The 21489-nt window shown below is 67.1% G+C and carries 21 protein-coding genes; 10 read left to right on the top strand and 11 right to left on the bottom strand.

Annotated features, from left to right (window positions below):
- Positions 1-95: 95 nt before the first annotated feature.
- On the bottom strand, positions 96-908 hold the full coding sequence (locus U1701_RS08325; protein WP_332782089.1) for an aldo/keto reductase: 813 nt from the start codon (positions 906-908) through the stop codon (positions 96-98).
- A gap of 72 nt (positions 909-980) precedes the next feature.
- Between U1701_RS08325 and U1701_RS08320 the strand changes: the two genes are divergently transcribed.
- A complete protein-coding gene (locus tag U1701_RS08320; protein WP_332782088.1) occupies positions 981-1610 on the top strand; it encodes a DedA family protein in 630 nt (209 codons plus the stop codon).
- Positions 1611-1752: 142 nt separating this feature from the next.
- Here U1701_RS08320 and U1701_RS08315 read toward each other — a convergent pair whose 3' ends face one another.
- The 3 genes from U1701_RS08315 to U1701_RS08305 all read right to left on the bottom strand — a co-directional run bounded on the left by U1701_RS08315 (position 1753) and on the right by U1701_RS08305 (position 4487).
- Positions 1753-3063, bottom strand: coding sequence for a class I SAM-dependent methyltransferase (locus U1701_RS08315; RefSeq protein WP_332782087.1), 1311 nt, complete (start codon positions 3061-3063; stop codon positions 1753-1755).
- A 55-nt stretch (positions 3064-3118) separates the two neighbouring features.
- Positions 3119-3619 (bottom strand): crossover junction endodeoxyribonuclease RuvC, encoded by a 501-nt coding sequence (gene ruvC / locus U1701_RS08310; RefSeq protein ID WP_332782086.1) that lies wholly within the window; start codon positions 3617-3619, stop codon positions 3119-3121.
- Between the two features lie 124 nt (positions 3620-3743).
- On the bottom strand, positions 3744-4487 hold the full coding sequence (locus U1701_RS08305) for a YebC/PmpR family DNA-binding transcriptional regulator (RefSeq protein ID WP_332782085.1): 744 nt from the start codon (positions 4485-4487) through the stop codon (positions 3744-3746).
- 125 nt (positions 4488-4612) lie between these two features.
- Between U1701_RS08305 and U1701_RS08300 the strand changes: the two genes are divergently transcribed.
- Positions 4613-6076 carry a helicase HerA domain-containing protein gene (locus tag U1701_RS08300; RefSeq protein WP_443026016.1) on the top strand — a complete coding sequence of 488 codons (1464 nt, stop codon included), beginning with the start codon at positions 4613-4615 and terminating at the stop codon, positions 6074-6076.
- Between the two features lie 4 nt (positions 6077-6080).
- On the opposite strand, the gene U1701_RS08295 is transcribed toward U1701_RS08300, so the two are convergent.
- The 4 genes from U1701_RS08295 to U1701_RS08280 form a co-directional block, all read right to left on the bottom strand.
- The gene (locus U1701_RS08295; RefSeq protein WP_332782083.1) at positions 6081-6506 is read right to left on the bottom strand and encodes a nuclear transport factor 2 family protein; all 426 of its coding nucleotides are present in this window, start codon (positions 6504-6506) and stop codon (positions 6081-6083) included.
- A gap of 85 nt (positions 6507-6591) precedes the next feature.
- Complete coding sequence (locus U1701_RS08290; protein ID WP_332782082.1) at positions 6592-6864, bottom strand: DUF1294 domain-containing protein; 273 nt, start codon at positions 6862-6864, stop codon at positions 6592-6594.
- 40 nt (positions 6865-6904) lie between these two features.
- Positions 6905-7147 (bottom strand): DUF2312 domain-containing protein, encoded by a 243-nt coding sequence (locus tag U1701_RS08285; RefSeq protein WP_197942503.1) that lies wholly within the window; start codon positions 7145-7147, stop codon positions 6905-6907.
- Positions 7148-7267: 120 nt separating this feature from the next.
- A complete protein-coding gene (locus U1701_RS08280; protein ID WP_332782081.1) occupies positions 7268-7582 on the bottom strand; it encodes a DUF1244 domain-containing protein in 315 nt (104 codons plus the stop codon).
- Positions 7583-7654: 72 nt separating this feature from the next.
- On the opposite strand from U1701_RS08280, the gene pyk reads away from it, so the two are divergent.
- From pyk to U1701_RS08265, 3 genes are all read left to right on the top strand, one after another.
- On the top strand, positions 7655-9109 hold the full coding sequence (pyk, locus tag U1701_RS08275) for a pyruvate kinase (RefSeq protein ID WP_332782080.1): 1455 nt from the start codon (positions 7655-7657) through the stop codon (positions 9107-9109).
- Positions 9110-9249: 140 nt separating this feature from the next.
- Positions 9250-11304, top strand: a complete 2055-nt coding sequence (locus U1701_RS08270) for a carbon starvation CstA family protein (protein WP_332782079.1) — start codon at positions 9250-9252, stop codon at positions 11302-11304.
- A complete protein-coding gene (locus tag U1701_RS08265) occupies positions 11301-11483 on the top strand; it encodes a YbdD/YjiX family protein (protein WP_332782078.1) in 183 nt (60 codons plus the stop codon). The genes U1701_RS08270 and U1701_RS08265 overlap by 4 nt, the downstream gene beginning before the upstream one ends.
- A gap of 66 nt (positions 11484-11549) precedes the next feature.
- Here the strand turns inward: U1701_RS08265 and U1701_RS08260 are convergent, their stop codons facing one another.
- Both U1701_RS08260 and U1701_RS08255 read right to left on the bottom strand, forming a co-directional pair.
- Positions 11550-12533, bottom strand: a complete 984-nt coding sequence (locus tag U1701_RS08260) for a bile acid:sodium symporter family protein (RefSeq protein ID WP_332782077.1) — start codon at positions 12531-12533, stop codon at positions 11550-11552.
- 96 nt (positions 12534-12629) lie between these two features.
- The gene (locus U1701_RS08255) at positions 12630-13640 is read right to left on the bottom strand and encodes an adenosine deaminase (protein WP_332782076.1); all 1011 of its coding nucleotides are present in this window, start codon (positions 13638-13640) and stop codon (positions 12630-12632) included.
- A gap of 146 nt (positions 13641-13786) precedes the next feature.
- Between U1701_RS08255 and U1701_RS08250 the strand changes: the two genes are divergently transcribed.
- Positions 13787-14725 (top strand): DUF808 domain-containing protein, encoded by a 939-nt coding sequence (locus tag U1701_RS08250; protein ID WP_332782075.1) that lies wholly within the window; start codon positions 13787-13789, stop codon positions 14723-14725.
- 124 nt (positions 14726-14849) lie between these two features.
- Here the strand turns inward: U1701_RS08250 and U1701_RS08245 are convergent, their stop codons facing one another.
- Positions 14850-16892: a S9 family peptidase gene (locus tag U1701_RS08245; RefSeq protein ID WP_332782074.1), complete on the bottom strand. Its 2043-nt coding sequence runs from the start codon at positions 16890-16892 to the stop codon at positions 14850-14852.
- A gap of 157 nt (positions 16893-17049) precedes the next feature.
- Between U1701_RS08245 and U1701_RS08240 the strand changes: the two genes are divergently transcribed.
- The 4 genes from U1701_RS08240 to U1701_RS08225 all read left to right on the top strand — a co-directional run bounded on the left by U1701_RS08240 (position 17050) and on the right by U1701_RS08225 (position 21459).
- A complete protein-coding gene (locus U1701_RS08240) occupies positions 17050-17532 on the top strand; it encodes a DNA-deoxyinosine glycosylase (protein WP_332782073.1) in 483 nt (160 codons plus the stop codon).
- A 46-nt stretch (positions 17533-17578) separates the two neighbouring features.
- Positions 17579-18139: a DedA family protein gene (locus U1701_RS08235; RefSeq protein WP_332782072.1), complete on the top strand. Its 561-nt coding sequence runs from the start codon at positions 17579-17581 to the stop codon at positions 18137-18139.
- A gap of 79 nt (positions 18140-18218) precedes the next feature.
- A complete protein-coding gene (locus tag U1701_RS08230; protein WP_332782071.1) occupies positions 18219-18731 on the top strand; it encodes a hypothetical protein in 513 nt (170 codons plus the stop codon).
- A gap of 85 nt (positions 18732-18816) precedes the next feature.
- On the top strand, positions 18817-21459 hold the full coding sequence (locus U1701_RS08225) for a putative bifunctional diguanylate cyclase/phosphodiesterase (RefSeq protein ID WP_443026015.1): 2643 nt from the start codon (positions 18817-18819) through the stop codon (positions 21457-21459).
- Positions 21460-21489 lie beyond the last annotated feature (30 nt).

Genomic DNA, 21489 nt, shown 5'->3' with positions numbered 1-21489 from the left:
GGGGTGCACGGCAAACGCAGCGCTTGCAGAAATCCCCCTCCACCACGCCTGCGGCGCGGTCCCCCTCCCCGTGCCGGGGAGGATTTACGGTAGGATTACATCGACCCCGGCTCGGGCCCCAACCGACCGCCCGCATCGTCCATCGCATCGATCGCCGCGATATCCTCGTCGTCCAGCGTCAAATCCAGCGCCGCGAAATTGTCGCTGAGATGCTCGGCATCCGACGCCTTCGGGATCACCGACAACCCCAGCGCCAGATGCCACGCCAAGATCACCTGCGCGGCACTCCGGCCATGCTTGTGAGCGATGCCGGTAATCCGCTCGTCGGTCAGCAGCGTCTTGCCCTGCCCCAGCGGGCTCCAGCTCTGCGTCACGATACCGTGCGCCGCATGATAGTCTCGCGCCGCACGTTGCTGGAAATTGGGGTGCAGCTCGATCTGGTTCACCACCGGCGTCACGCCCGTCGCCGCGACGATCGCGTCGATATGCTCGGGCAGGAAATTCGACACGCCGATCGACCGCGTCTTGCCTGCGTCGCGCAGCGCGATCATCGCCTGCCACGCCTCGACATATTGCCCCTGCCCCGGCGCCGGCCAGTGCATTAGATACAGGTCGACCGCGTCGAGTCCGAGTAGGGCAAGGCTCTCGTCCAGCGCCGCGGCGGCATCGCCTTGCCGGTCGTTCCACAGCTTGGTGGTGATGAACGCACCGCCATCCTCGTAGGATTCGCCCTTGTAGCCGTCACCGACACCGCGCTCGTTCTCGTAGATCGCGGCGGTATCGACCAGGCGGAATCCGATATCGAGCCCCTTGCGAACGATCGCCGCCGCCTGGCTGTCGGGGATCTGCCACGTACCCATGCCGAGCTGGGGCATGGTGCGGCCGTCATTGAGTGTGAGATCTGTCATCCCTGCTCAACCGCCCGCCCCCGTCGCGGTTCCGATTGACCCGCCGCGCGGCTTGCCCCAGATCGCGGCCCCATGTTCGAAAAGATCCTCGCCGTCCTGGCCACCTTCACCATCTGGGTGATCTCGTCCGGCGGCTATGTCGGAATCGCCGTGCTGATGGCGATCGAGAGCGCGTGCATTCCGCTGCCGTCCGAGATCATCATGCCGTTCGCGGGCTATCTCGTCTCGACCGGCCGGTTCGACCTGTACCTCGCCGCGACCGCGGGCGCGATCGGGTGCAATCTCGGCTCGATCGTCGCCTATGAGGTCGGCAAGCGCGGCGGACGCCCGATGGCCGAGCGCTGGGGCCGCTATGTCCTGATCGGGCCGGGCGAGCTCGACACCGCGGACCGGTTCTTCGCGCGCTGGGGCTCGGCCGCGGTGCTGATCGGGCGGTTGCTTCCGGTCATCCGCTCGTTCATCGCCTTCCCCGCCGGGGTCGCGCGGATGAAGCTGGTGCCGTTTCACCTCTACACCTTCATCGGATCGTGGCCGTGGTGCTTCGGCCTTGCCTGGGTCGGCATGAAGCTCGGCGACAAATGGGACAGCGACCCGCGCGTCAAGGCCGCGTTCCACTCCGCCGACCTGCTGATCGGCGTGGTCCTGATCGCGCTGGTAGGGTTCTACATCTGGCACCGCGTGCGGGGTCTGAAGCGCCGCTAACGCCCCCTGCCCTCACCTTCTCCGTTCGTGCTGAGTTGAGACTGAGTAGCCCCGCAGGGGCGTATCGAAGGCTCGTATCGAAGCGCAGGTTCCGCGCGCTACCTGTCCTTCGATACGCCGCTTCGACTAGCTCAGCAGCTACTCAGGACGAACGGGCGAGGCTCCGATACCCCGGCCGCAGCGGCAATCCCGACAGACCCACCGTCCGCTTCTGCGCCAGCGTCTGGAAATCGCACAGCACCCCGCGCCAGAAGCCGGTGCACGACAGCGCCAGATACAACAGCCACAACCGCGTCCGCGTCAGCCCGACCTCGGCGATCGCAGCGTCGCGGTTCGCGTACAACGCCTCGCTCCACGCCTTCAGCGAGCGGTAGTAATGCTCGCGCATACTCTCGACGTCGATCACCTCGAAACCGTGGCGTTCGAGGTTGGTGGCGGTCATGCCGACATAATCGAGTTCGCCGCCCGGGAAGATATAGCGGTTGATCACCGCCATATACGCGGTCCGCTTACGGAATGTGCTGAGGTCCTTGGTCGCGCGCCGCGTGGTCGCCTGATGCAGGTACAGCCCGTGGTCGCTGAGCAACCGGTGCATCTGTTCGAAATGCCGGTCATGATTGTCGATCCCGACATGCTCGAACATCCCGATCTGCGCGATCTTGCCATACGCGCCCGGCGTCTCGATCGTGCGATAGTCGCGCAGTTCGATCGTCACCCGGTCGCCAAGCCCGCGCGACGCCACCCGCGCCTGTGCCAGGTCATGCTGCTCCTGCGACAGCGTGACGCCGTGCACGGTCGCGCCGAAGACCTCCGCTGCGTGACAGCCAAGGCCGCCCCAGCCGCAGCCGAGATCAAGCATCCGGTCCCCCGGCACCAGATCGAGCTTGCGGCAGATCAGGTCCATCTTGGCGCGCTGCGCCTCGGCCAGGCTCGTGTCCGCGCTGGCGAACACCCCGGCCGAATATTGCATCTCCGGATCGAGGAACAGCGCGTAGAAGGCGTTCGACACGTCATAGTGGAACTGGATCATCGCGGTGTCGTCGCGGTCCCGGCCGAACAGTGCACCGACCCGTTCCCCGAAACCGAGCGCGCCGGATTTGCGGTCGGTCTCGAACAGGAACGGCCAGGCCGCCTTCATCATCACCCTACGATCGATGGCGCGAACAAGTCGTACCGCGCGGAGATGCTCCCATCGCCCAAGCGCTTCGAGCGGACTGCCGCCGCGTATGTCGAACCCGCCGGCGATGTACACCTCGACCAGCGTCATAAACTTCGGCGATCGTACCAGCCGACCGACCGCAGCGGGCGAGGTGACGGCGATGCGGATATCGTCGCGCGCGTTCGGCCCCAGAGGCAGCACCTCGCCGTTCCACAATTCGACGCTGACATCGGCCTGCAGATGCTCGGCGATATGCGCGACAATCGTCCGAGCGTTCGCAAGCAGATCGGCCATGATCACCCCCGGCGGCGATGCTCGCAGCCAAGTGGTGCAAACGCAACGGCAAGTGTTAGCCGACGACGCGTCGCGCCTGGGCCTGCGCGCTGGCGAGATGATGCGCATGCGTGATCGCCACCGCCAGCGCATCCGCCGCGTCGGGGCCGGCAAGCTTGGTACCGGGTAGCAGCACGCCCATCATCGCCTGGATCTGCCGCTTTTCCGCGCCGCCCGATCCCACCACCGCCTTCTTGACGGTCGAGGGGTGATATTCTCCGATATGCAGCCCGGCGCCCGCCGCGGCGAGCAGAACGACGCCGCGCGCCTGGCCCAGCTTCAGCGTCGACTGCGCGTTGGTGTTGCCGAGCACTTCCTCGACTGCCGCGCCATCGGGCCGCTCGGCGCGGATCACGTCGATCAGCGCGGAATACAGCGCGGTCAGCCGCCGCGGCAGCGCCATCGACGGATCGGTGCGAATCTGGCCGTTGCCGATATGGCTGAGGCGGTTCCCTTCGGCGCGGATGACGCCCCATCCGGTGGTGCCGAGCCCGGGGTCGAGGCCGAGGATGATCATGACTGTTCCCCCGCCCGCTCGCGGGAGGGGGTTGGGGGGTAGGCTGCCGGCCGGGTCCAAGCGGACCGCAGGGGGAAAGCGTCAGCCCACCCCCGGCCCCTCCCGCAAGCGGGAGGGGAGCTGATCACGAAAGCTTCTCCATCACTTCGTCCGAGACCTCGTAATTACCCCACACCGTCTGGACGTCGTCGTCGTCATCCAGCGCGTCGATCAGCTTGAACAGCGTTTCCGCATCGCCTTCGTTGACGTCGACCATCACCTGCGGGCGCCACGCCAGCTTGGCACCTTCGGCCTCGCCCAGCTTGGCTTCGAGCGCCTTGGCCACCTCGTGCAGGTCGCCGACCGCGGTCCAGATCTCGTGGCCGTCGTCGCTCGACGTCACGTCCTCGGCGCCGGCATCCAGCGCCGCCTCGAACACCGCCTCGGCATCGCCCGCGCTCGCCGGATACGAGATCAGCCCGACACGGTCGAACGCGTGGCTCACCGAGCCACTCGCACCCAGATTGCCGCCGTTCTTGGCGACCGCGACGCGCACGTTGGTCGCGGTGCGGTTGCGGTTGTCGGTCAGCGCCTCGATGATCAGCGACACGCCGCCGGGGCCGAACCCCTCGTAGCGGATCTCCTCATAGGTTTCCGCATCGCCGCGGGCCGCCTTGTCGATCGAGCGCTGGATGTTGTCCTTGGGGAGCGACGCCTGCTTCGCCGCGGTCACCGCGGCGCGCAGCCGCGGGTTCATGTCGGGATCGGGCAAGCCCATCTTGGCCGCGACGGTGATTTCGCGGCTGAGCTTGGAAAACAGCGAGCTGCGCTTCTTATCCTGCGCACCTTTGCGGTGCATGATGTTCTTGAATTTGGAATGGCCTGCCATCGGTGCCTCTTTGTCTGATGCAGGCGCTGTAGGCCGTGGCCGCGGATTTCACCAGACCAGCGAATTGCGCGCGGAGACAACTCGCCGCTTGCCGCAAGGCCGCCCGACCTGCCAAACGCACCGCCATGACGGTACGCGTAGACATGGGGACCGACGGCAGTGGCGCCGCCGTGTCCATGGACCTCGAGGAACTGCTCGCCACCCGCTTGCTGGTGCAGGGCAATTCGGGGTCGGGCAAGTCGCATCTGCTGCGCCGGCTGCTCGAACGATCGGCCGGCCAGGTGCAGCAGATCGTGATCGATCCCGAGGGCGATTTCGTGACGCTCGCCGGCCCCCACGGCCATGTCGTGATCGAGGCGGGCGACTATAGCGAACGCGAGATCGCGCGCATCGCCACCCGGCTGCGCGAACATCGCACGTCCGCGGTGCTCAGCCTGGAGGGACTCGAGGTCGAGGGCCAGATGCGCTGTGCCGCGTCGTTCCTGTCCGCGCTGTTCGATGCGCCGCGCGAACATTGGTATCCGGTGCTGGTGGTGGTCGACGAAGCGCAGATGTTTGCGCCCGTTACCGGCGGCGAGGTGTCCGAAGAGGTGCGCCGCGCGTCGCTGGCGGCGATGACCAACCTGATGTGCCGCGGGCGCAAGCGCGGTCTGGCCGGCGTCATCGCGACGCAGCGGTTGGCCAAGCTTGCCAAGAACGTCGCCGCCGAAGCATCGAACTTCCTGATGGGCCGCACCTTTCTCGACATCGACATGGCGCGCGCCGCCGACCTGCTCGGCATGGAACGCCGCCAGGCCGAGGCGATCCGCGACCTGCAGCGCGGCACCTTCATGGCGCTCGGCCCCGCGGTCTCCAGGCGGCCGATCACGGTCAGGATCGGCGACGTCGAGACGTCCGCGCGCAGCGGTAGCCCCAAGCTCACCCCGCTGCCCAGCGCCGCGCCGATGGACTTGGCGGACCTGTTGTCCGAACCCGTCGTCGACGCGCCCGAACTCGGGTTGCTGTTCGATTCGCGGCCGCGCCGCGTGCCCGCCGAGGAACTGCTCGACGGCATCGCCCGCGAACCCGAACCGCGCACCGCCGCACCGCCGCCGCCCGAGAAGAGCGACGACGAGGTCGAGGCGATCTATGCCGACGTGTTCCGCGCGATCGTCGCCGACGCCGAATCGTCGCTGCGCCCGCCATCGGTGCTGTTCCAGGATTTCCAGGTGCGGTGCCGGATGGCTGGCCTCGCCAAGCCGCCGCTCGACCTGCCGGGCTTCGTCCGCCGCCTCAGCTGCGCGCGCGCCGGAATCTTCGACATGACCGACGAGGCCTGGACCGCGGCGCTCGACGTGGCGAGCGGCCTGCCCGACGACATGCTCGGCGCATTCCTGCTCGTTGCGCGCGCCGCGCGCGAAGGCGAGCCGTGCCCGTCGGACGCGCGCATCGCCGCGACCTACGGCACCAGTTCGATCGGCCGGGTCAAACGCCTGATCACCTATATCGAAAGCCGTGACCTGATCGTCTGCCGCACCGATCTGGCGGGCAAGCGCTCGATCACGATTCCGGGGCTTGGCTGGACCACGCAACCGGCGGAAGCGGCCTAGGCCCCTACCCCCGGATCGGCGTGAACTGCGCCGACACGAACTGCCACACGCCGCCGACCTTCCGCGCGACGAACCCGGCGCGCAGTGCGCGCGTCTGCATCTGTCCGTCCTTGCCGGGCATCGTGTAGGCGATCCGCATCGTCACGATGCCGGTGCCGCCCGCGGGCCGTGCCACGGTCTCGGTGATGGTAGTCGACGGCGCGGTCACCGTCTTGTCCACGGCATAGAAGCCGATCACCTGCTCGCGCGAATCGACCTCGCCGATCGGCGACACTTCCTGATAGTCCGGCGCCATCATCGCGGTCATCGCCGCCTGATCGAACGCGTTGCGCACGCGGACGAAGCTCTCGGCGCGCTGCGCCAGCACCTGCGCATCAGTATCCGCCGCCGTCGCCGGCGCACCGATCGCCAGTATAATCGCGAGCCCCATCAACCGCATATCACCACCCCTGTTGCAGTGTATTACGACAGAAATACACGCGAGATACGCCGCAAGCAACAGGCAGCCGCTTCCGTCAGAACAGGAGCACGAACGCCATCCCGAGCAGGATCCCGGCTTGCATCATCACGATCAGCTCAAGCTGCGTGCCGAACGGCTGCTTGCGTGTCTTGTGCCGGTAATGCTGGCGTGCCCACAGCGCACCCGGGCTGCCGCCGATCGCGGCGAGCCACAGCAACGTCGATTCGCGGATCCGGCGGCCGCCCTCGACCGCGAGCTGCTTGTCGCGCCCGAATGTGAGCACGGTCGCCAGGTTAACGATCAGGAATGCAAGCGCCGCCGGGATCATGGTGGCAGGTGACCCGGCGGCGGTTAACGAACGCCTAAGCTCAGATCATGCCCAACGCCTGGAGGTACACTTCGAGGATCGCTTCCTCCTCCTGATATTCTTCCTTCTTCTTCTTGCGGATCGACAGGATCTTGCGGATCGCCTTGGGGTCGTAGCCGCGGCCCTTGGCCTCGGCCATCACGTCCTTGATGTCGTCCGAAATGCCCTTCTTCTCCTCTTCGAGCCGCTCAGCGCGCTCGATCAGCAGGCGTAGTTCGTCCGCGGCGACCGCGCCGCCGCCCATGCCGTGTTGGCGTTCGTCCGTCATGATATCCCCATTCGCTCAAGAAAAAGACCGCCGCAGCGCGATCGGCGTCCAAGGGACTACCGGTGAATCGCGCCGCGAGCAGGTGCGGCGTCGCGTCTAGGCGGTAACCTTGGCCGGCTCAACTGCGTTCAACGCGACGCTGGCGCGCATCCGGTCGAGCTGTTCCGGGGTCGCGCTCGCCTGGTTCTGCGCCTTCCACTGCGCATAGGGCATGCCGTACACGGTTTCGCGCGCGGCCTCCTTGTCCATGCCGCCTGCCTCCTCGACCCAGTCCGAGAGGCAGTTGCGGCAGAAGCCGGCCAGTCCCATCAGGTCGATATTCTGCGCATCGCCGCGATGGCGCAGGTGACGCACCAGCCGGCGAAAGGCTGCGGCCGCTACGGCATCGTCGAGTTCGTCCAGCCGGTCCATTTCGGTGTCTCCATGGTTGATCGGGCGGAGATAGGGGTTAAGGCGACAACCGGCAAAGCCCAGGAGTGCTGAATGACAAAGGCGATATCGCCCCGCCCGCGCAAAGTCCGCGTCCTCGCGACGCTGGGCCCCGCGAGCAATACCCCGGAGATGATCGCTACTCTGTTCGAGGCGGGCGCGGACGCGTTCCGCATCAACATGAGCCATGGCGACCAGCAATCGAAGGTCGCGGTGATCCAGGCGATCCGCGCGATGGAGGCCGAGTTCGGCCGCCCGACGACGATCCTCGCCGATCTCCAGGGCCCGAAGCTGCGCGTCGGCAAGTTCGCCGCCGGCAAGGTCGAGCTGAAGACCGGTTCGACGTTCCTGCTCGATCGCGACCCGACGCCGGGCGACGCGACCCGCGTCGAACTGCCTCACCCCGAGATCTTCGAAGGGATCGAGACCGGTGCCCGCCTGCTGCTTGACGACGGCAAGCTGGTCCTACGCGTCACCGATCACGGCCCTGCACAGATCGAGACGGTCGTCGTGGTCGGCGGGATGCTGTCGAACAGCAAGGGCCTGAACGTCCCCGACGTCGTGCTGCCGATGGCGGCGCTGACCGCAAAGGACATCAGCGATCTCGCCTTCGCGGTCGACCAGGGCGTCGACTGGATCGCGCTGTCGTTCGTCCAGCGTCCCGAAGACCTGTGGGAGGCCCGGAAACTGATCGGCGGCAAGGCCGCGCTGCTTGCCAAGATCGAAAAGCCCGCCGCCATCGAACGGCTGGTTGAGATCGTCGAGGCGTGTGACGGCGTGATGGTCGCGCGCGGCGATCTGGGCGTCGAAATGCCTCCCGAGGCGGTGCCGCCGCTGCAGAAGCGCATCGTCGAGGTCTCGCGCCGGCTCGGCCGCCCGGTGGTGGTCGCGACGCAGATGCTCGAATCGATGATCACCTCGCCGTCGCCGACGCGTGCGGAAGTCTCCGACGTCGCCACCGCGATCTATGACGGCGCCGACGCGATCATGCTGTCGGCAGAAAGCGCGGCGGGCGACTGGCCGGTCGAATCGGTCGCGATGATGAACGCGATCGGCGTCTCGGTGGAGGGCGATCCCGAGCATGGCGACCGGATGCACTTCACCGTGATGAAGCCCGATCCGACGACCGCCGACGCGCTCGCCGAGGCGGCGAAGAACATCGCGGCGACGGTCGATGCGGTGGCGATCATCTGCTTCACCACCTCGGGCTCGACCGCACGCCGGATCGCGCGCGAGCGGCCGGGCGTGCCGTTGCTGGTTCTGACCCCGAGCCTCGATACCGCGCGGCGCCTGGGCCTGCTCTGGGGCACGCACGCGGTCCACACCCGCGACGTCGAATCGTTCGAGGACATGGTCGGCAAGTCGAAGCGGATGGCGCTGCGGCACAACATGGCCAAGGCCGGCGACCGCGTCGTCGTTATGGCCGGCGTTCCGTTCCGCACGCCCGGGTCGACCAACGTGCTCCACGTGGTACGGATCGTCGGGGATGAGTTGAGCGGGCGGAAATAAGCTCGCTACCACCCCGGAGAAGGCCGGGACCCAATTGGGAAACAGCTGTGACGACGGGCACCGCTCCGTTACATCGACCTTGCCAATTGGGCCCCGGCCTTCGCCGGGGTGGTCGTTATTCTAAACGGTAGGGGCACCGCATGACGCTACGCGAAAAACTCGGCTGGGGCGCCCTCGGCGTGCTCGCGGCCTGCGCGCTGGCGGTCATCGCCTTCGTCCGCGGCGAGCATGTCAACGCGCTGTGGATCGTCGCCGCGTCGGTCTCGATCAACCTCATCGCCTACCGCTTCTATGCGCGCTACATCGCACGCAACGTGATGCAGCTTGACGCGTCGCGCCCCACCCCGGCGATCCGCCGCGCCGACGGCCTGGATTACGTCGCGACCGACCGCAACGTCCTGTTCGGCCACCATTTCGCCGCGATCGCCGGTGCCGGCCCGCTGGTCGGCCCGGTGCTCGCCGCCCAAATGGGCTACCTGCCCGGCACGCTCTGGATCCTCGCCGGCGTCGTGCTCGCGGGCGCGGTGCAGGACTTCATGGTGCTGTTCATCTCGATGCGGCGCGACGGGCGGTCGCTCGGCGAACTGATCCGCATGGAGATGGGCGCGGTCCCCGGCGTGATCGCGCTGATCGGCGCGTTCGCGATCATGGTGATCATCCTCGCGGTGCTCGCGCTGATCGTCGTCCGTGCGCTCGCCGGCAGCCCCTGGGGGTTGTTCACCGTCGCCGCGACGATCCCGCTCGCCTTCGCGATGGGAATCTACACGCGCTGGATCCGCCCCGGTAAGGTCGGCGAAGTCTCGGTCCTCGGCGTCATCGGGCTGCTGCTCGCGATCGTCTATGGCGGCAGCGTCGCCGCCTCGCCGGTCTGGGGCCCGATCTTCACGCTGACCCCGGTGCAGCTCTGCGTGCTGATGGTCGGTTACGGCGCGGTCGCCTCGGTCCTTCCCGTCTGGCTGCTGCTCGCGCCGCGCGACTATCTGTCGACCTTCCTCAAGATCGGCGCGATCGTCGCGCTCGCGATCGGCATCGCGATCGTCGCGCCGCCCTTGCGCATGCCGGCGGTGACCCCGTTCATCGACGGCACCGGCCCGGTCTGGTCGGGCGGGCTGTTCCCGTTCCTGTTCATCACGATCGCGTGCGGCGCGGTATCCGGCTTCCACGCGCTGATCGCCAGCGGCACCACGCCCAAGCTCATCGCCGCCGAAACCGACGCGCCGTTCGTCGGCTATGGTGCGATGCTGATGGAGAGCTTCGTCGCGATCATGGCGCTGGTCGGCGCGACGATCCTCGATCCCGGCCTCTATTTCGCGATGAACAGCCCCGCCGCGGTGGTCGGCACCGACGCCGTCTCGGCCGCCGCCGCGGTCAGCAAGATGGGCTTCCTGATCGCCCCCGACGCGCTGACCCAGGCCGCCAGGGACGTCGGCGAGGCGACGATCATCAGCCGCACCGGCGGCGCCCCCACGCTGGCGGTGGCGATGGCGGAGATCTTCTCCAACGTCGTCGGCGGCCCGGCGATGAAGGCGTTCTGGTATCATTTCGCGATCCTGTTCGAGGCGTTGTTCATCCTCACCGCGGTCGACGCCGGCACGCGCGCCGGGCGGTTCATGCTGCAGGACCTGATCGGGTTGGTGGTGCCGTCGTTCCGCAACGCCTCGGCGATCGTCCCCGGCATCATCGCGACCGCGCTGTGCGTCATTGCCTGGGGCTTCTTCCTCTATCAGGGCGTCACCGATCCCTTGGGCGGCGTGAACACGCTCTGGCCGCTGTTCGGCATCTCGAACCAGATGCTCGCCGCCGTCGCGCTGGTTCTGGCGACCGTCGTGCTGTTCCGCATGAAGCGCCAGCGCTACGCCTGGGTCACGATCCTGCCCGCCGCCTGGCTGTGCCTGTGCACGATCACCGCCGGGCTGCTGAAGCTCTTCTCCAGCGACGTGAAGGTCGGCTTCCTCGCGCATGCGAGCAAGTTCGGCGACGCGGCGGCGCGGGGCGAGATCCTCGCGCCGGCCAAGACGATGGCCGAGATGCACCGCATCGTCTTCAACGACCGCATCGACGCCGCGCTGATCGCGCTGTTCCTCGGCGTGGTGGTGTCGATCCTGGTCTTCGGCATCCGCACCTGCCTCGCCGCGCTGAAGATCGATCGCCCGACGGTCAGCGAAGTGCCGCCGCATCTGGTCGCGGCCGAATGACGATCCTGGCCCGCCTCCGCGAAACCGCGCTGCTGATGGTCGGCGTGCCGAGCTACACGGCGTACCGCGCGCACATGGCCGAACGGCACCCCGACCACGCCCCGATGGACGAACGCACCTTCTTCCGCGACCGCCAACAGGCGCGCTACGGCGGCAAGGGCGGCGGGCGGTGTTGCTAACTTGCGTCACCCCGGGCTCGACCCGGGGTCCCGCTTCTTCCCGCGATCAGTAAGCGGGACCCCGGCTCAAGGCCGGGGTGACGGGGTCTGGTCTTCTGTCGCCGCATACCGCCGCGCGATCACCGCGCACGCGATCAGCTGGATCTGGTGGAACAGCATCACCGGCAACAGGATCACCCCGACCTGCGCCGCGGGGAACAGCACCCCCGCCATCGGCACACCCGACGCCAAGCTCTTCTTCGACCCGCAGAATTGCAGCACGATCGCATCGTCGCGCGGCAGCTTCATCAGTTTCGCCACCGCCAGCGTCAGCCCCAGCACGAACGCGAGCAGCACGCAGCACAGCACACCGATCAAAATCAGATCGCCCGCCGACAAGCGGTGCCACAGCCCCTCGACCACCGCCGCGCCGAACGCGCTGTACACGACCAGCAGGATCGACCCGCGGTCGACGATGGTCAGCATCGCCTTCTGTCGCGTCACCCAGGCGCCGATCCACGGCCGCAGCAGATGCCCGACGACGAACGGTACCAGCAGTTGCAGCACGATCGCCTCGACGCTCTCGATCGACACCCCGCCCGACCCCGATGTCGTCATCAGCAGCGCGACGAGCGCCGGCGTCACGATGATCCCGAGCAGGTTCGAAAACGACGCGCTGCACACCGCCGCCGCGACGTTCCCGCGCGCGATCGCGGTGAACGCGATCGACGACTGCACGGTCGAGGGCAGCAGGGTCAGGAACAACAGGCCGGCAGCAAGCGGCCCGTTGACGAACGGCAACGCCTGCAAGCCCAGCCCGAGCAACGGGAACACGACGAACGTCACCGCGAGCACCGCCAGATGCAGCCGCCAGTTGCGCAGCCCCGCGACGATCGCTTCGCGCGACAGCTTGGCGCCGTGCAGGAAGAACAGCAGCACGATCGCGATGTCCGCGGCATAGCTCGCCACGATCGCCCAGTTCCCCCGCGCAGGGAGGATGCTGGCGAGCACGACCGTGCCGAGCAACATAAGGATAAACGGCTCGAATACCGCCAGGAACCGTTTGATCATGGAGCCTTCTTTCGTCACCCCGGCCTTGAGCCGGGGTCCCGCTGCTTCACCCGCGCGATAAGCGGGACCCCGGCTCAAGGCCGGGGTGACGGGATGTCAGACGGCCGCCTTCACATAGGCATCGAGCTTGGCCAAGTGCCCGGTCAACGTCTCGTCATCCAGGAAGCTCCCGAGGAAACTGTTGCGCGCCAACGTCACCACCTGCTCGCGCGACAGATTCCGCGCCGCTGCTGTCGCCCTGAAATTCTCACCGATATACCCCCCGAAATAGGCCGGATCATCCGAATGGATCGTCGCGCGCAGCCCGAGATCCAGCATCCGGTCGATCGGATGATCCTCCAGCCGCTCGACGTTGCGCAGCGCGACGTTCGACAACGGGCACACCGTCAGCGTCATCGCATCGCGCGCCAAGCGGGCGACCAACCCCGGATCCTCGAGCGCGCGGTTGCCGTGATCGATCCGGTCGACGTGAAGCAGGTCGAGCGCCTCGTGGACATATTCCGGCGGCCCCTCTTCCCCCGCATGCGCGCACAGCATCAGCCCGGCATCGCCAGCGGCGGCGAACACCCGCGCGAACTTCGACGGCGGATTGCCGACCTCGGACGAATCGAGCCCCACCCCGATCAGCCGGTCGAGCCAGGGTTCGGCCTGCGCGAACGTCTCGAACGCGTCCTCCTCGGGCAGGTGTCGCAGGAAGCTCATGATCAGCCCGACGCTCATGCCGTGCCTGGCCTTGGCCTCCTCGATCCCCGCGAACAGCCCGCTCGCCACCACGTCGAACGGGATGCCGCGATGCGTATGCGTCTGCGGATCGAAGAATATCTCGGCATGCACCACGCCGTCCTGCGCGACCCGGTCGAAATAGGCGACCGCCAGATCGCGGAAATCCTCCTCGGTCTTCAGCACCGCGGCGCCGGCGTAATAGATGTCGAGGAAAGTCTGCAGATTGGTGAAGCTGTACGCCGCGCGCACATCCTCGACGCTGGCGAACGGGATCGAAACCTTGTTGCGCGCGGCCAGCGCGAACATCAGCTCGGGCTCCAGGCTGCCCTCGATATGCAGGTGCAACTCGGCCTTGGGCAGGTTGGTGATGAAGTCGTTCGTCATGGCTAGTCCTGTCGGCAATGGCGCGGTTGCCAGCAATATAGGTTCGCGACCTTCGTCGGTCGTCCACAAAATCCGCCGCGCGACACCGTTGCATGTCGCCGCGACCTTGCTACGCCGGGCCCAGACGCAACCGGGAGGACGCGAACATGCCTATAGGATTGGTCGCGCTGCTCGACGACATCGCCGGAATCACCAAGCTCGCCGCCGCCAGCCTCGACGACGTCGCCGCCGCCGCCGGCAAGGCGGGCAGCAAGGCGATGGGCGTGGTGGTCGACGACGCCGCGGTGACGCCGCGCTACATGACGGGCTTCTCGCCCAAGCGCGAACTGCCGATGATCTGGCGGATCGCGCTCGGCTCGTTCCGCAACAAATTGCTCTTCATCCTGCCCGCGGCGCTGGCGCTCAGCGCGTTCGCGCCGTGGCTGCTGACGCCGCTGCTGATGATCGGCGGCACTTATCTCTGCTTCGAAGGCGCGGAGAAGGTCCTTGAAGCGTTCGGCGGCGGCCATGTCGAAGCCGAGGAAGAGGTCATCACCGACCCCAAGGCGCTGGAGGATTCGAAGGTCTCGGGCGCGGTCCGCACCGACTTCATCCTCTCGGCCGAGATCATGGTCATCGCGCTGTCGACGGTCGCGTCCGAACCGATCTGGGAACAGGCGATCGTGCTCGCCGTGGTCGGCATCGGCATCACCATCGGCGTCTACGGCGTCGTCGCGCTGATCGTGAAGATGGACGATATCGGCCTCCATCTGGCCGAGCGCAGCAATGCCGGCGTCCAGGCGATCGGCCGTGGCCTGGTCAAGGGCATGCCGATCGTCATGGGCGCGCTGTCGATCATCGGCACCGCGGCGATGATCTGGGTCGGCGGCGGTATCATCGTCCACGGGATCGAAGGCTACGGGCTCGAGACGATCCCCCACGCGATCCACCACGCCGCCGAAGTCTCGGCCGCCGCGGTGCCGGTGGGCAAGGGCATAGTCGCCTGGACGGTCAACGCGCTGGGCGCCGGGATCATCGGCATGATCCTGGGCAGCGCGGTCGCTGGCATCGTCCACCTGATCCACAAGGCGCGCGGGCAGCACTGACGCTGAAACCGTGTCCCGCCCCCTCCGTCATCCCAGCGAAGGCTGGGATCTCAAGAGGCGAAAAACGCGCCGACTGCCGCACGAGACCCCAGCCTGCGCTGGGGTGACGGACCTACTCCCGGCCTCACCGCTTCGCGCCGGTCCACTTGTCCATCCAGCCGATCACCTCGCGATACCATTGCCGGCTGTCGTTCGGCCGCAGCACCCAGTGGCTCGCATTCGGCGACACCAGCAACCGCGACGGCACGTCGCGCCGCTGCAACGCCGTGAACGCCGCGATCCCCTGCGTGTACGGAATCCGGAAATCCTTCTCGCCGGTGATCACCAGCATCGGCGTCTTCCATTTGTCGACGTAATTGACCGGGTTCCATTTCTCGAACGCGGCGGGGTCCTCGAAATAGGGGTGCCCGCCATGCTCCCATTCGTCGAACCACAGTTCCTCGGTCTCATACGCCATCGCCCGCGCGTCGAACACGCCGTCATGCTGGACGATGCACTTGAAGCGGTCGGGCCACTGGCTCTCGAACCAGTTCATCATATAGCCGCCATACGACGCGCCGAGCGCGCAGGCGCGGTCACCGTCGAGCCAGCCGAACTTCGCGGTGGCGGCCGCCAGCCCGAGCTTCAGATCCTCTAGCGGCTTGCCGCCCCAGTCGTTCCGGATCGCGTCGGTGAAGGCCTGACCATATCCGGTGCTGCCGTGGAAATCGACCGCGACCAGTCCGTATCCGGCGCCCGCGAATACCGCGGGGTTCCAGCGATAGGACCAGCTGTTGTTGCTAGACCCCTGCGGCCCGCCATGCACCATGTACGCGACCGGCAGCTTGCCGGCGATGCGGACGGGCTTCACGGCATAGCCCCAGGCCGTGTCGCCACCGGCACCGGCAAAGCTGAACCGCGTCACGCTCGGCATCTCGATCCCGGCGAGCTTGGTCGCGTTGACCGCGGTCAGGCGCACCGGCTTGCCCTTGCCGGTGATCCGGTAGAAATCGTCCGGCGCGACCAGGCTGTTCATCGCGAATACCGCGCCCGTCGCGGTCGGCACCACCGCGCTGACGTTGCCCTCCTTGGTCAGCCGCGTGACCCGACCGCTCGTCGGATCGACCGACCAGATCGGCGTCTCCTGCGTGTCCTCCGCGGTCACCAGAATGCGCTTGCCACCGGGACTCCAGGCGACCGAAGCGACCGACCGGTCCCACCCCTCTGTTAGTGCCCGCGTCTCGCCGGTCGCGAGGTTGCGCAACTGCAGCACCAGCCGATCCGCTTCATAGCCCGCGCGCTTCATCGCGGTGTAGGCGAGCCACTTCCCATCGGGCGACACCGCCGGCGAGGTGTCGGTACCGTCGTTCGCATCCGTCAGATTGACCGGCGGCGCGGATCCATCCGCAGGGGCCGCAAAAATGTCGAGATTGGTGGACAGCGGCTCGATCCGCCCGGCTTCGCGCAGTGCGAAATACACCGTCTTCCCGTCTGCCGACCACGCCAGTTCCTCGCCGCCGCCGAACGGCTTCGACGGCGTATCGCCGATCAGCTGGCCCCCGATCGCAACGCCGTTGCCCGGTGCGCCGTCCGGCGTCAGCGGCAGCACGAACAGCTGCGACCGGGTGCCGTCCGCCCACGTATCCCAATGCCGCACGAACAGCTGGTCGTACGCCCGCGCACCTCCGGCCCTCGCATCCTTCTTGACCATCGGCAGGTCCAGGCTCGGCGCGCCGGGCTTGCGGTCCGCCCAGATCAGCAGCTTGTCGCCGGTCGGCGCGACCTTGAACCCGCCGATCCCGCCCTTCACCTGGGTCAGCTGCCGCGGCGTGCCGCCCGCCACCGGCACCGACCAGACCGCGTCGTCGCCGCCCTTGTCCGACTGGAAATAGATCGTCGTGCCATCGGGCGAGAAGGCCGGCGCGGTCTCGTTGACGTCCGCCTCCGCGACCAGCCTCTCGGGCGCCGCGCCCTTGCGCGTCAGATCGAGCCGCCAGACGTCGAACCGGCCCTTGTCCGCATCCAGATCGGTCTCGCGCTGCTGCCACACCAGCCAATGCCCGTTCGCCGACACGGCGGGCGCGGACACCCGCGACAGGCCGACGACATCGTCGATCGTCAACTGGCGGGCGGCGACGGGACTAGCGATGGCGATCGTGGTGAGGCTGGCGGACAGGAGCATCTTCATTGGGCCGAGCATAAGCCGGGTACCGCGTGCTCTGCAATCACTCCCCCGTCATGCCAGACGTGCTCCGGCATCCATGGCAAAGCACGTCCAACCGCCGGTAGAGTACGCCGCACGATGGACCCCGGAACAAGTCCGGGGTGACGACAGTAAGTGGCCAATGCTCAAACGCTCGTTCGCCCCCGTCGTCGCGCCGAACACCCGGCTGCTGGTCCTCGGCAGCCTGCCGGGCGACCGCTCGCTTGCCGAAGCGCGCTATTACGCCCACCCGCAGAACCAATTCTGGCGACTGATGTCACCGGTAGCGGGCTTCGACCTGACGGCGCTCGCTTACGACGACCGCCTCGCCGCGCTTCTCGCCTGCGGCGTCGGCCTGTGGGACGTCGTCGCCACCGCGCGCCGCACTGGCAGCAGCGACGCCGCGATCCGCGACATCGCGGGCAATGACATCGCCGCGCTCGCGGCGTCGCTGCCCCAACTGCAGGCGATCGGCTTCAACGGCGCCACCGCAGCGAAACAGGGTCGGCGATTGCTCGACGATACCCGTCTTGCACTGATCGACCTCCCCTCGAGCAGCCCGCTCCACACGATCGGCCTCGCCGCCAAGCAGCCGGCGTGGGACCGCCTGCGCACAGTCCTCTAGCCGTTGGACGCTGGCCCTCCCCTTCCCCATCCGCCAAGGGGGCGCCATGTCGATCGAATCGCTCATCACCCATTATGGCCTCGTCGCGGTGTTCCTCGGCGCGGGTTTCGAGGGCGAGACCAGCGTCGTGACCGGCGGGCTGCTTGCGCACCAGCATCTGTTACCGCTTGTCCCCACCGGGGTTGCAGCGGCGACGGGATCGTTCGTCGCGGACCAGCTCTTCTTCCTTGCCGGACGCCGCTACCGCGATACCGCGCGGGTCCGCCGGATGACCACGAAGCCCGCCTTCGCGCGCGCGCTTGCCGCGCTCGATCGCCGACCGACCGCGTTCCTCCTTGGCTTCCGCTTCCTATTGGGACTCCGGACGATCAGTCCGATCGCGATTGGGACCAGCCACGTCCCCGCGCGCACCTTCGTGCTGCTCAACGCGATTGCGGCGGTGCTATGGGCGACGCTGTTCACCGCCATCGGTTATTTGTTCGGCGACCGGATGCTGGCGCTGCTCGGCAACGGCCACAACCGGCTGATCGAAATCGCCGTCCTCGTCGCGATCGCTGCCACGATCGGACTTGGCGTGCGGCTCTGGCACCGGCGCCACCCCGCATGATCCGCCACCACGCGGCAAACGGACGGCACTTTGCCGCGCCGGACGCGTTTTCTTCCCTCTTTCGCCCAAGGACATGCGCATGATCACCAGCATCGCCGAACTCGACCGCATCCGCGACGAGGCGCGTCGCCTTGTCACTAACCGTTCGCTGATGTCCGCGGGCGCGGCGGTCGTGCCGATCCCAGGCGCGGACCTGGTCGCCGATATCGGACTGTTAACGACCTTGCTGCCGAAGATCAGCGAACGTTTCGAACTCGATCACGCGCGCGTCGAAAAGATGGACCCGCACCTTGCGCAGCAGGTGTTCGTGCTCGCATCCAGCATGGGCAACACGCTGATCGGCCGGATGGTGACCAAGCGGCTGGTCGCCACGCTGCTGCGCCGGATCGGTATGCGCCTGGCGGTCGGTTCGGTCGCCAAGTTCGTGCCGTTCGCCGGCTCCGTGGTCGCCGCCTCGATCAGTTTCGGTGCGATGAAGCTCGTCGGCAACGCGCATATCGAGGATTGCTACGCCACAGCCAAGGCGTTGATCGTCCCAGGCGCGGCCGACATCGTGAAGCTAGAGGGCGCCGCATTGGCGCGATCAGACTGACAAAACGAACCAAAACTGGGCGAATTACGCGCATTAACCCTGCTCGCTAGGTCTTTCCCAAGGCGTCGCCCAGTAACCTTGGTGGATGCACGCACCCCTACCTAGAGCCGAACGCCGCCAGTATAGTCGCCCGCCGGCCCGTGGCCTTTTCGGGCTTAGCGAGGATGAACGCGATCAGGTGACGGGCGCGCAGTCTGCGTTGCTCGCTGAGATCGGCGCGGTCTGGCCGTTCACGCTGGCGACACAGGTCGTCGCCTGCGGCTTGCTGCTCGTCGTCGCGATCCACGAAGGCGCGACCGCGATGATCCCGCTCGTGGGGGCCTATTCTGGCGTCGTCGTGCTGGTCTCGCTGGCGCTATCGGCGACGCTGCTGATGCCTACGATGCGGGCCTGGCCGCCCTACCAGCGACACCGCATCCTGACGGCAGGGTCCGCGGGGCTTGCCGCGGGACTGCTCGCGCTGCTCTGGACGACGACGGTGATGCCTGCGGGCGCACTGCAACTCGGCTGCTTCGTCGCGGTGTCGGGCGCGATCGGGGTCACCGCGCTCAGCATTCATCCGGTTCGCGTCGCCACGCTGGGCTTTGGCGTCGGCCTTGTCTTGATGCTCGCCATCTTGGGGGGCGTCGGCATCGCCTTCGGAGTCGCGGTGATATTTCTGGGCTGTCTTGCGCTCGTCACCCACCGCTTCGCCCGGATCGATCAGGACCTGGCGCTCGACCGAATCGACGAGAGCAGCGAAGGGCGCCTGGCGGTCAAGATGATCGCCGAATTCGAAGGGCACGGCACCGGCTGGTTCTGGGAAGCCGACCGCCACGGACGAGTCACCTACATCTCAGCAAAGGTCGCGGGCGAGCTTACCCCGACCGGGGGAAGTCCCGCGGGCCTGTTGTTGACCGATCTTTTTCGCATGGACAGTGACAGCACCGAGCGCACGCTCGCCTTTCACCTGTCCTCGCGCACCTCATTTTCCGACTATTCGGTGTGCGCGGCGATCGATGCGGCGGCGAGCCGGTGGTGGTCGATCTCCGGCCGGCCCGTGGTCGACGAAATCGGGCGGTTCCAGGGCTTTATCGGATCGGGCTCCGACCTGACCGAGAAGCGCAAGTCCGAGGCCGAAATTACGCGTCTGGCGCTGTTCGACGGGCTGACGGGGCTCGCCAATCGCCAGCGCATGCGAATCACGCTCGACAAGACGCTCGCGCAACAGGCCGGTCCGCATCGCCCGACCGCGATATTCCTGCTCGACCTCGATCGCTTCAAGGCAGTCAACGACACGCTGGGCCACCAGGCGGGCGATGCGTTGCTCAAGCAAGTCGCGCAGCGGCTGCAGCGCGGGGTTGGCGATACCGGTCTCGTCGGACGCCTTGGCGGCGACGAATTTCAGGTCGTTCTGCCCGGCACGGACAATCGCGAGACGCTCGGCGAACTCGCCCGCGATCTCATCAAATCGCTGTCGCAACCCTATTTCATCAGCGGCGCCTCGGTCGCGATCGGCTGTTCGGTCGGTATCGCGATCGCGCCGCTGCACGGCGATGATTCGGAAACGCTGATCCGCAACGCCGATCTCGCACTCTATGCCGCCAAGGGCGACGGGCGCGGGGTCCACCGCTTCTATTCGGACGATATGCTGGCCGGCGCGCGGACCCGAAAGCAGCTCGAGGACGATCTGCGCGCCGCGGTATCGCAGGGCGCGTTCCAGCTCGCCTATCAGCCCGTGGTCAGCACGAAGACGAAACGCATCGTCGGCTATGAAGCGCTGATTCGCTGGACGCATCCGACGCGGGGTGCGGTGTCGCCTGCCGATTTCATTCCGATCGCCGAGGAGTGCGGACTGATCGAGGCGATCGGCGAGTGGGTCCTGCGCACCGCCTGTATCGAGGCCGCGCGCTGGCCCGGGGATGTCCGCATCGCGGTCAACGTCTCGCCGATCCAGTTCGCCAATCCGGTACTGCCCGCGCTCATAACCAGCGCGCTGGCCCAATCGGGGATCGCGGCCGACCGGCTCGAGCTCGAAATCACCGAAGGCGTGTTCCTAGACGAGACACAGTCGTCGGACCAGATGTTCAAGGCGTTGAAGGGCCTCGGCGTTCGCCTGGCGCTCGACGATTTCGGTACCGGCTATTCCTCGCTCGGCTATTTACGCAACGCGCCGTTCGACAAGATCAAGATCGACCAGTCGTTCGTGAAGGGTGCGGCACAGGCCGGCAACCGCAACGCCGCGATCATCAAGGCGATCGTCACGCTGGCAGATACGCTGGGCATGGAGACGACCGCCGAGGGTGTCGAGATCCAAGACGAGATCGACCTGATCCGCGAACTCGGGTGCAGCCATATCCAAGGCTATGTCTATGGGCGCCCCGCGACCGCAGAGGACGTCATGCTGCAGCTCGATGCGCAGGCCGGGATCGCGACGCCGAGCGGCTTCAAGGTCAGCCGACAGCCACGCACCAAGATGTTGCGATCGGCGCGGGTCGCGGTCCACGGCGCGCTGGGTGACGTGCGAATCCGCGACATCTCGTCGAAGGGCGCGATGATCGACGGCTTCCAGATCGACGGCGATGCCGTCGGGGTGGAAATGCAGATCGAGCTGCTCGAAGACCAGATGACCACCGCACGCGTTCGCTGGGCCAAGGACGGCAAGGCGGGGATCGAATTCGCCGAAGTCGTCAACCTGGACCGGCTGAATCCCATGCACGTCTCGCGGGTCCTGCGCCGTACTGCCTGACGGTAGCTGCGGCCCGTTGCCCCCTCGCCC

Origin of the sequence: Sphingomonas rhamnosi (assembly GCF_036663615.1) — a bacterium.
Taxonomy (GTDB): domain Bacteria; phylum Pseudomonadota; class Alphaproteobacteria; order Sphingomonadales; family Sphingomonadaceae; genus Sphingomonas.
The sequence above is the reverse complement of the archived record's forward strand: the minus strand, read 5'-3'. Positions and strand labels throughout refer to the sequence as shown.

Bases quoted from the DNA above. Each gene is read 5' to 3' on its own strand.
- U1701_RS08325 (WP_332782089.1), bottom strand. From the start codon at position 908: ATGACAGATCTCACACTCAATGACGGCCGCACCATGCCCCAGCTCGGC.
- U1701_RS08320 (WP_332782088.1), top strand. From the start codon at position 981: ATGTTCGAAAAGATCCTCGCCGTCCTGGCCACCTTCACCATCTGGGTG.
- U1701_RS08315 (WP_332782087.1), bottom strand. From the start codon at position 3,063: ATGGCCGATCTGCTTGCGAACGCTCGGACGATTGTCGCGCATATCGCC.
- ruvC (WP_332782086.1), bottom strand. From the start codon at position 3,619: ATGATCATCCTCGGCCTCGACCCCGGGCTCGGCACCACCGGATGGGGC.
- U1701_RS08305 (WP_332782085.1), bottom strand. From the start codon at position 4,487: ATGGCAGGCCATTCCAAATTCAAGAACATCATGCACCGCAAAGGTGCG.
- U1701_RS08300 (WP_443026016.1), top strand. From the start codon at position 4,613: ATGACGGTACGCGTAGACATGGGGACCGACGGCAGTGGCGCCGCCGTG.
- U1701_RS08295 (WP_332782083.1), bottom strand. From the start codon at position 6,506: ATGGGGCTCGCGATTATACTGGCGATCGGTGCGCCGGCGACGGCGGCG.
- U1701_RS08290 (WP_332782082.1), bottom strand. From the start codon at position 6,864: ATGATCCCGGCGGCGCTTGCATTCCTGATCGTTAACCTGGCGACCGTG.
- U1701_RS08285 (WP_197942503.1), bottom strand. From the start codon at position 7,147: ATGGGCGGCGGCGCGGTCGCCGCGGACGAACTACGCCTGCTGATCGAG.
- U1701_RS08280 (WP_332782081.1), bottom strand. From the start codon at position 7,582: ATGGACCGGCTGGACGAACTCGACGATGCCGTAGCGGCCGCAGCCTTT.
- pyk (WP_332782080.1), top strand. From the start codon at position 7,655: ATGACAAAGGCGATATCGCCCCGCCCGCGCAAAGTCCGCGTCCTCGCG.
- U1701_RS08270 (WP_332782079.1), top strand. From the start codon at position 9,250: ATGACGCTACGCGAAAAACTCGGCTGGGGCGCCCTCGGCGTGCTCGCG.
- U1701_RS08265 (WP_332782078.1), top strand. From the start codon at position 11,301: ATGACGATCCTGGCCCGCCTCCGCGAAACCGCGCTGCTGATGGTCGGC.
- U1701_RS08260 (WP_332782077.1), bottom strand. From the start codon at position 12,533: ATGATCAAACGGTTCCTGGCGGTATTCGAGCCGTTTATCCTTATGTTG.
- U1701_RS08255 (WP_332782076.1), bottom strand. From the start codon at position 13,640: ATGACGAACGACTTCATCACCAACCTGCCCAAGGCCGAGTTGCACCTG.
- U1701_RS08250 (WP_332782075.1), top strand. From the start codon at position 13,787: ATGCCTATAGGATTGGTCGCGCTGCTCGACGACATCGCCGGAATCACC.
- U1701_RS08245 (WP_332782074.1), bottom strand. From the start codon at position 16,892: ATGAAGATGCTCCTGTCCGCCAGCCTCACCACGATCGCCATCGCTAGT.
- U1701_RS08240 (WP_332782073.1), top strand. From the start codon at position 17,050: ATGCTCAAACGCTCGTTCGCCCCCGTCGTCGCGCCGAACACCCGGCTG.
- U1701_RS08235 (WP_332782072.1), top strand. From the start codon at position 17,579: ATGTCGATCGAATCGCTCATCACCCATTATGGCCTCGTCGCGGTGTTC.
- U1701_RS08230 (WP_332782071.1), top strand. From the start codon at position 18,219: ATGATCACCAGCATCGCCGAACTCGACCGCATCCGCGACGAGGCGCGT.
- U1701_RS08225 (WP_443026015.1), top strand. From the start codon at position 18,817: ATGCACGCACCCCTACCTAGAGCCGAACGCCGCCAGTATAGTCGCCCG.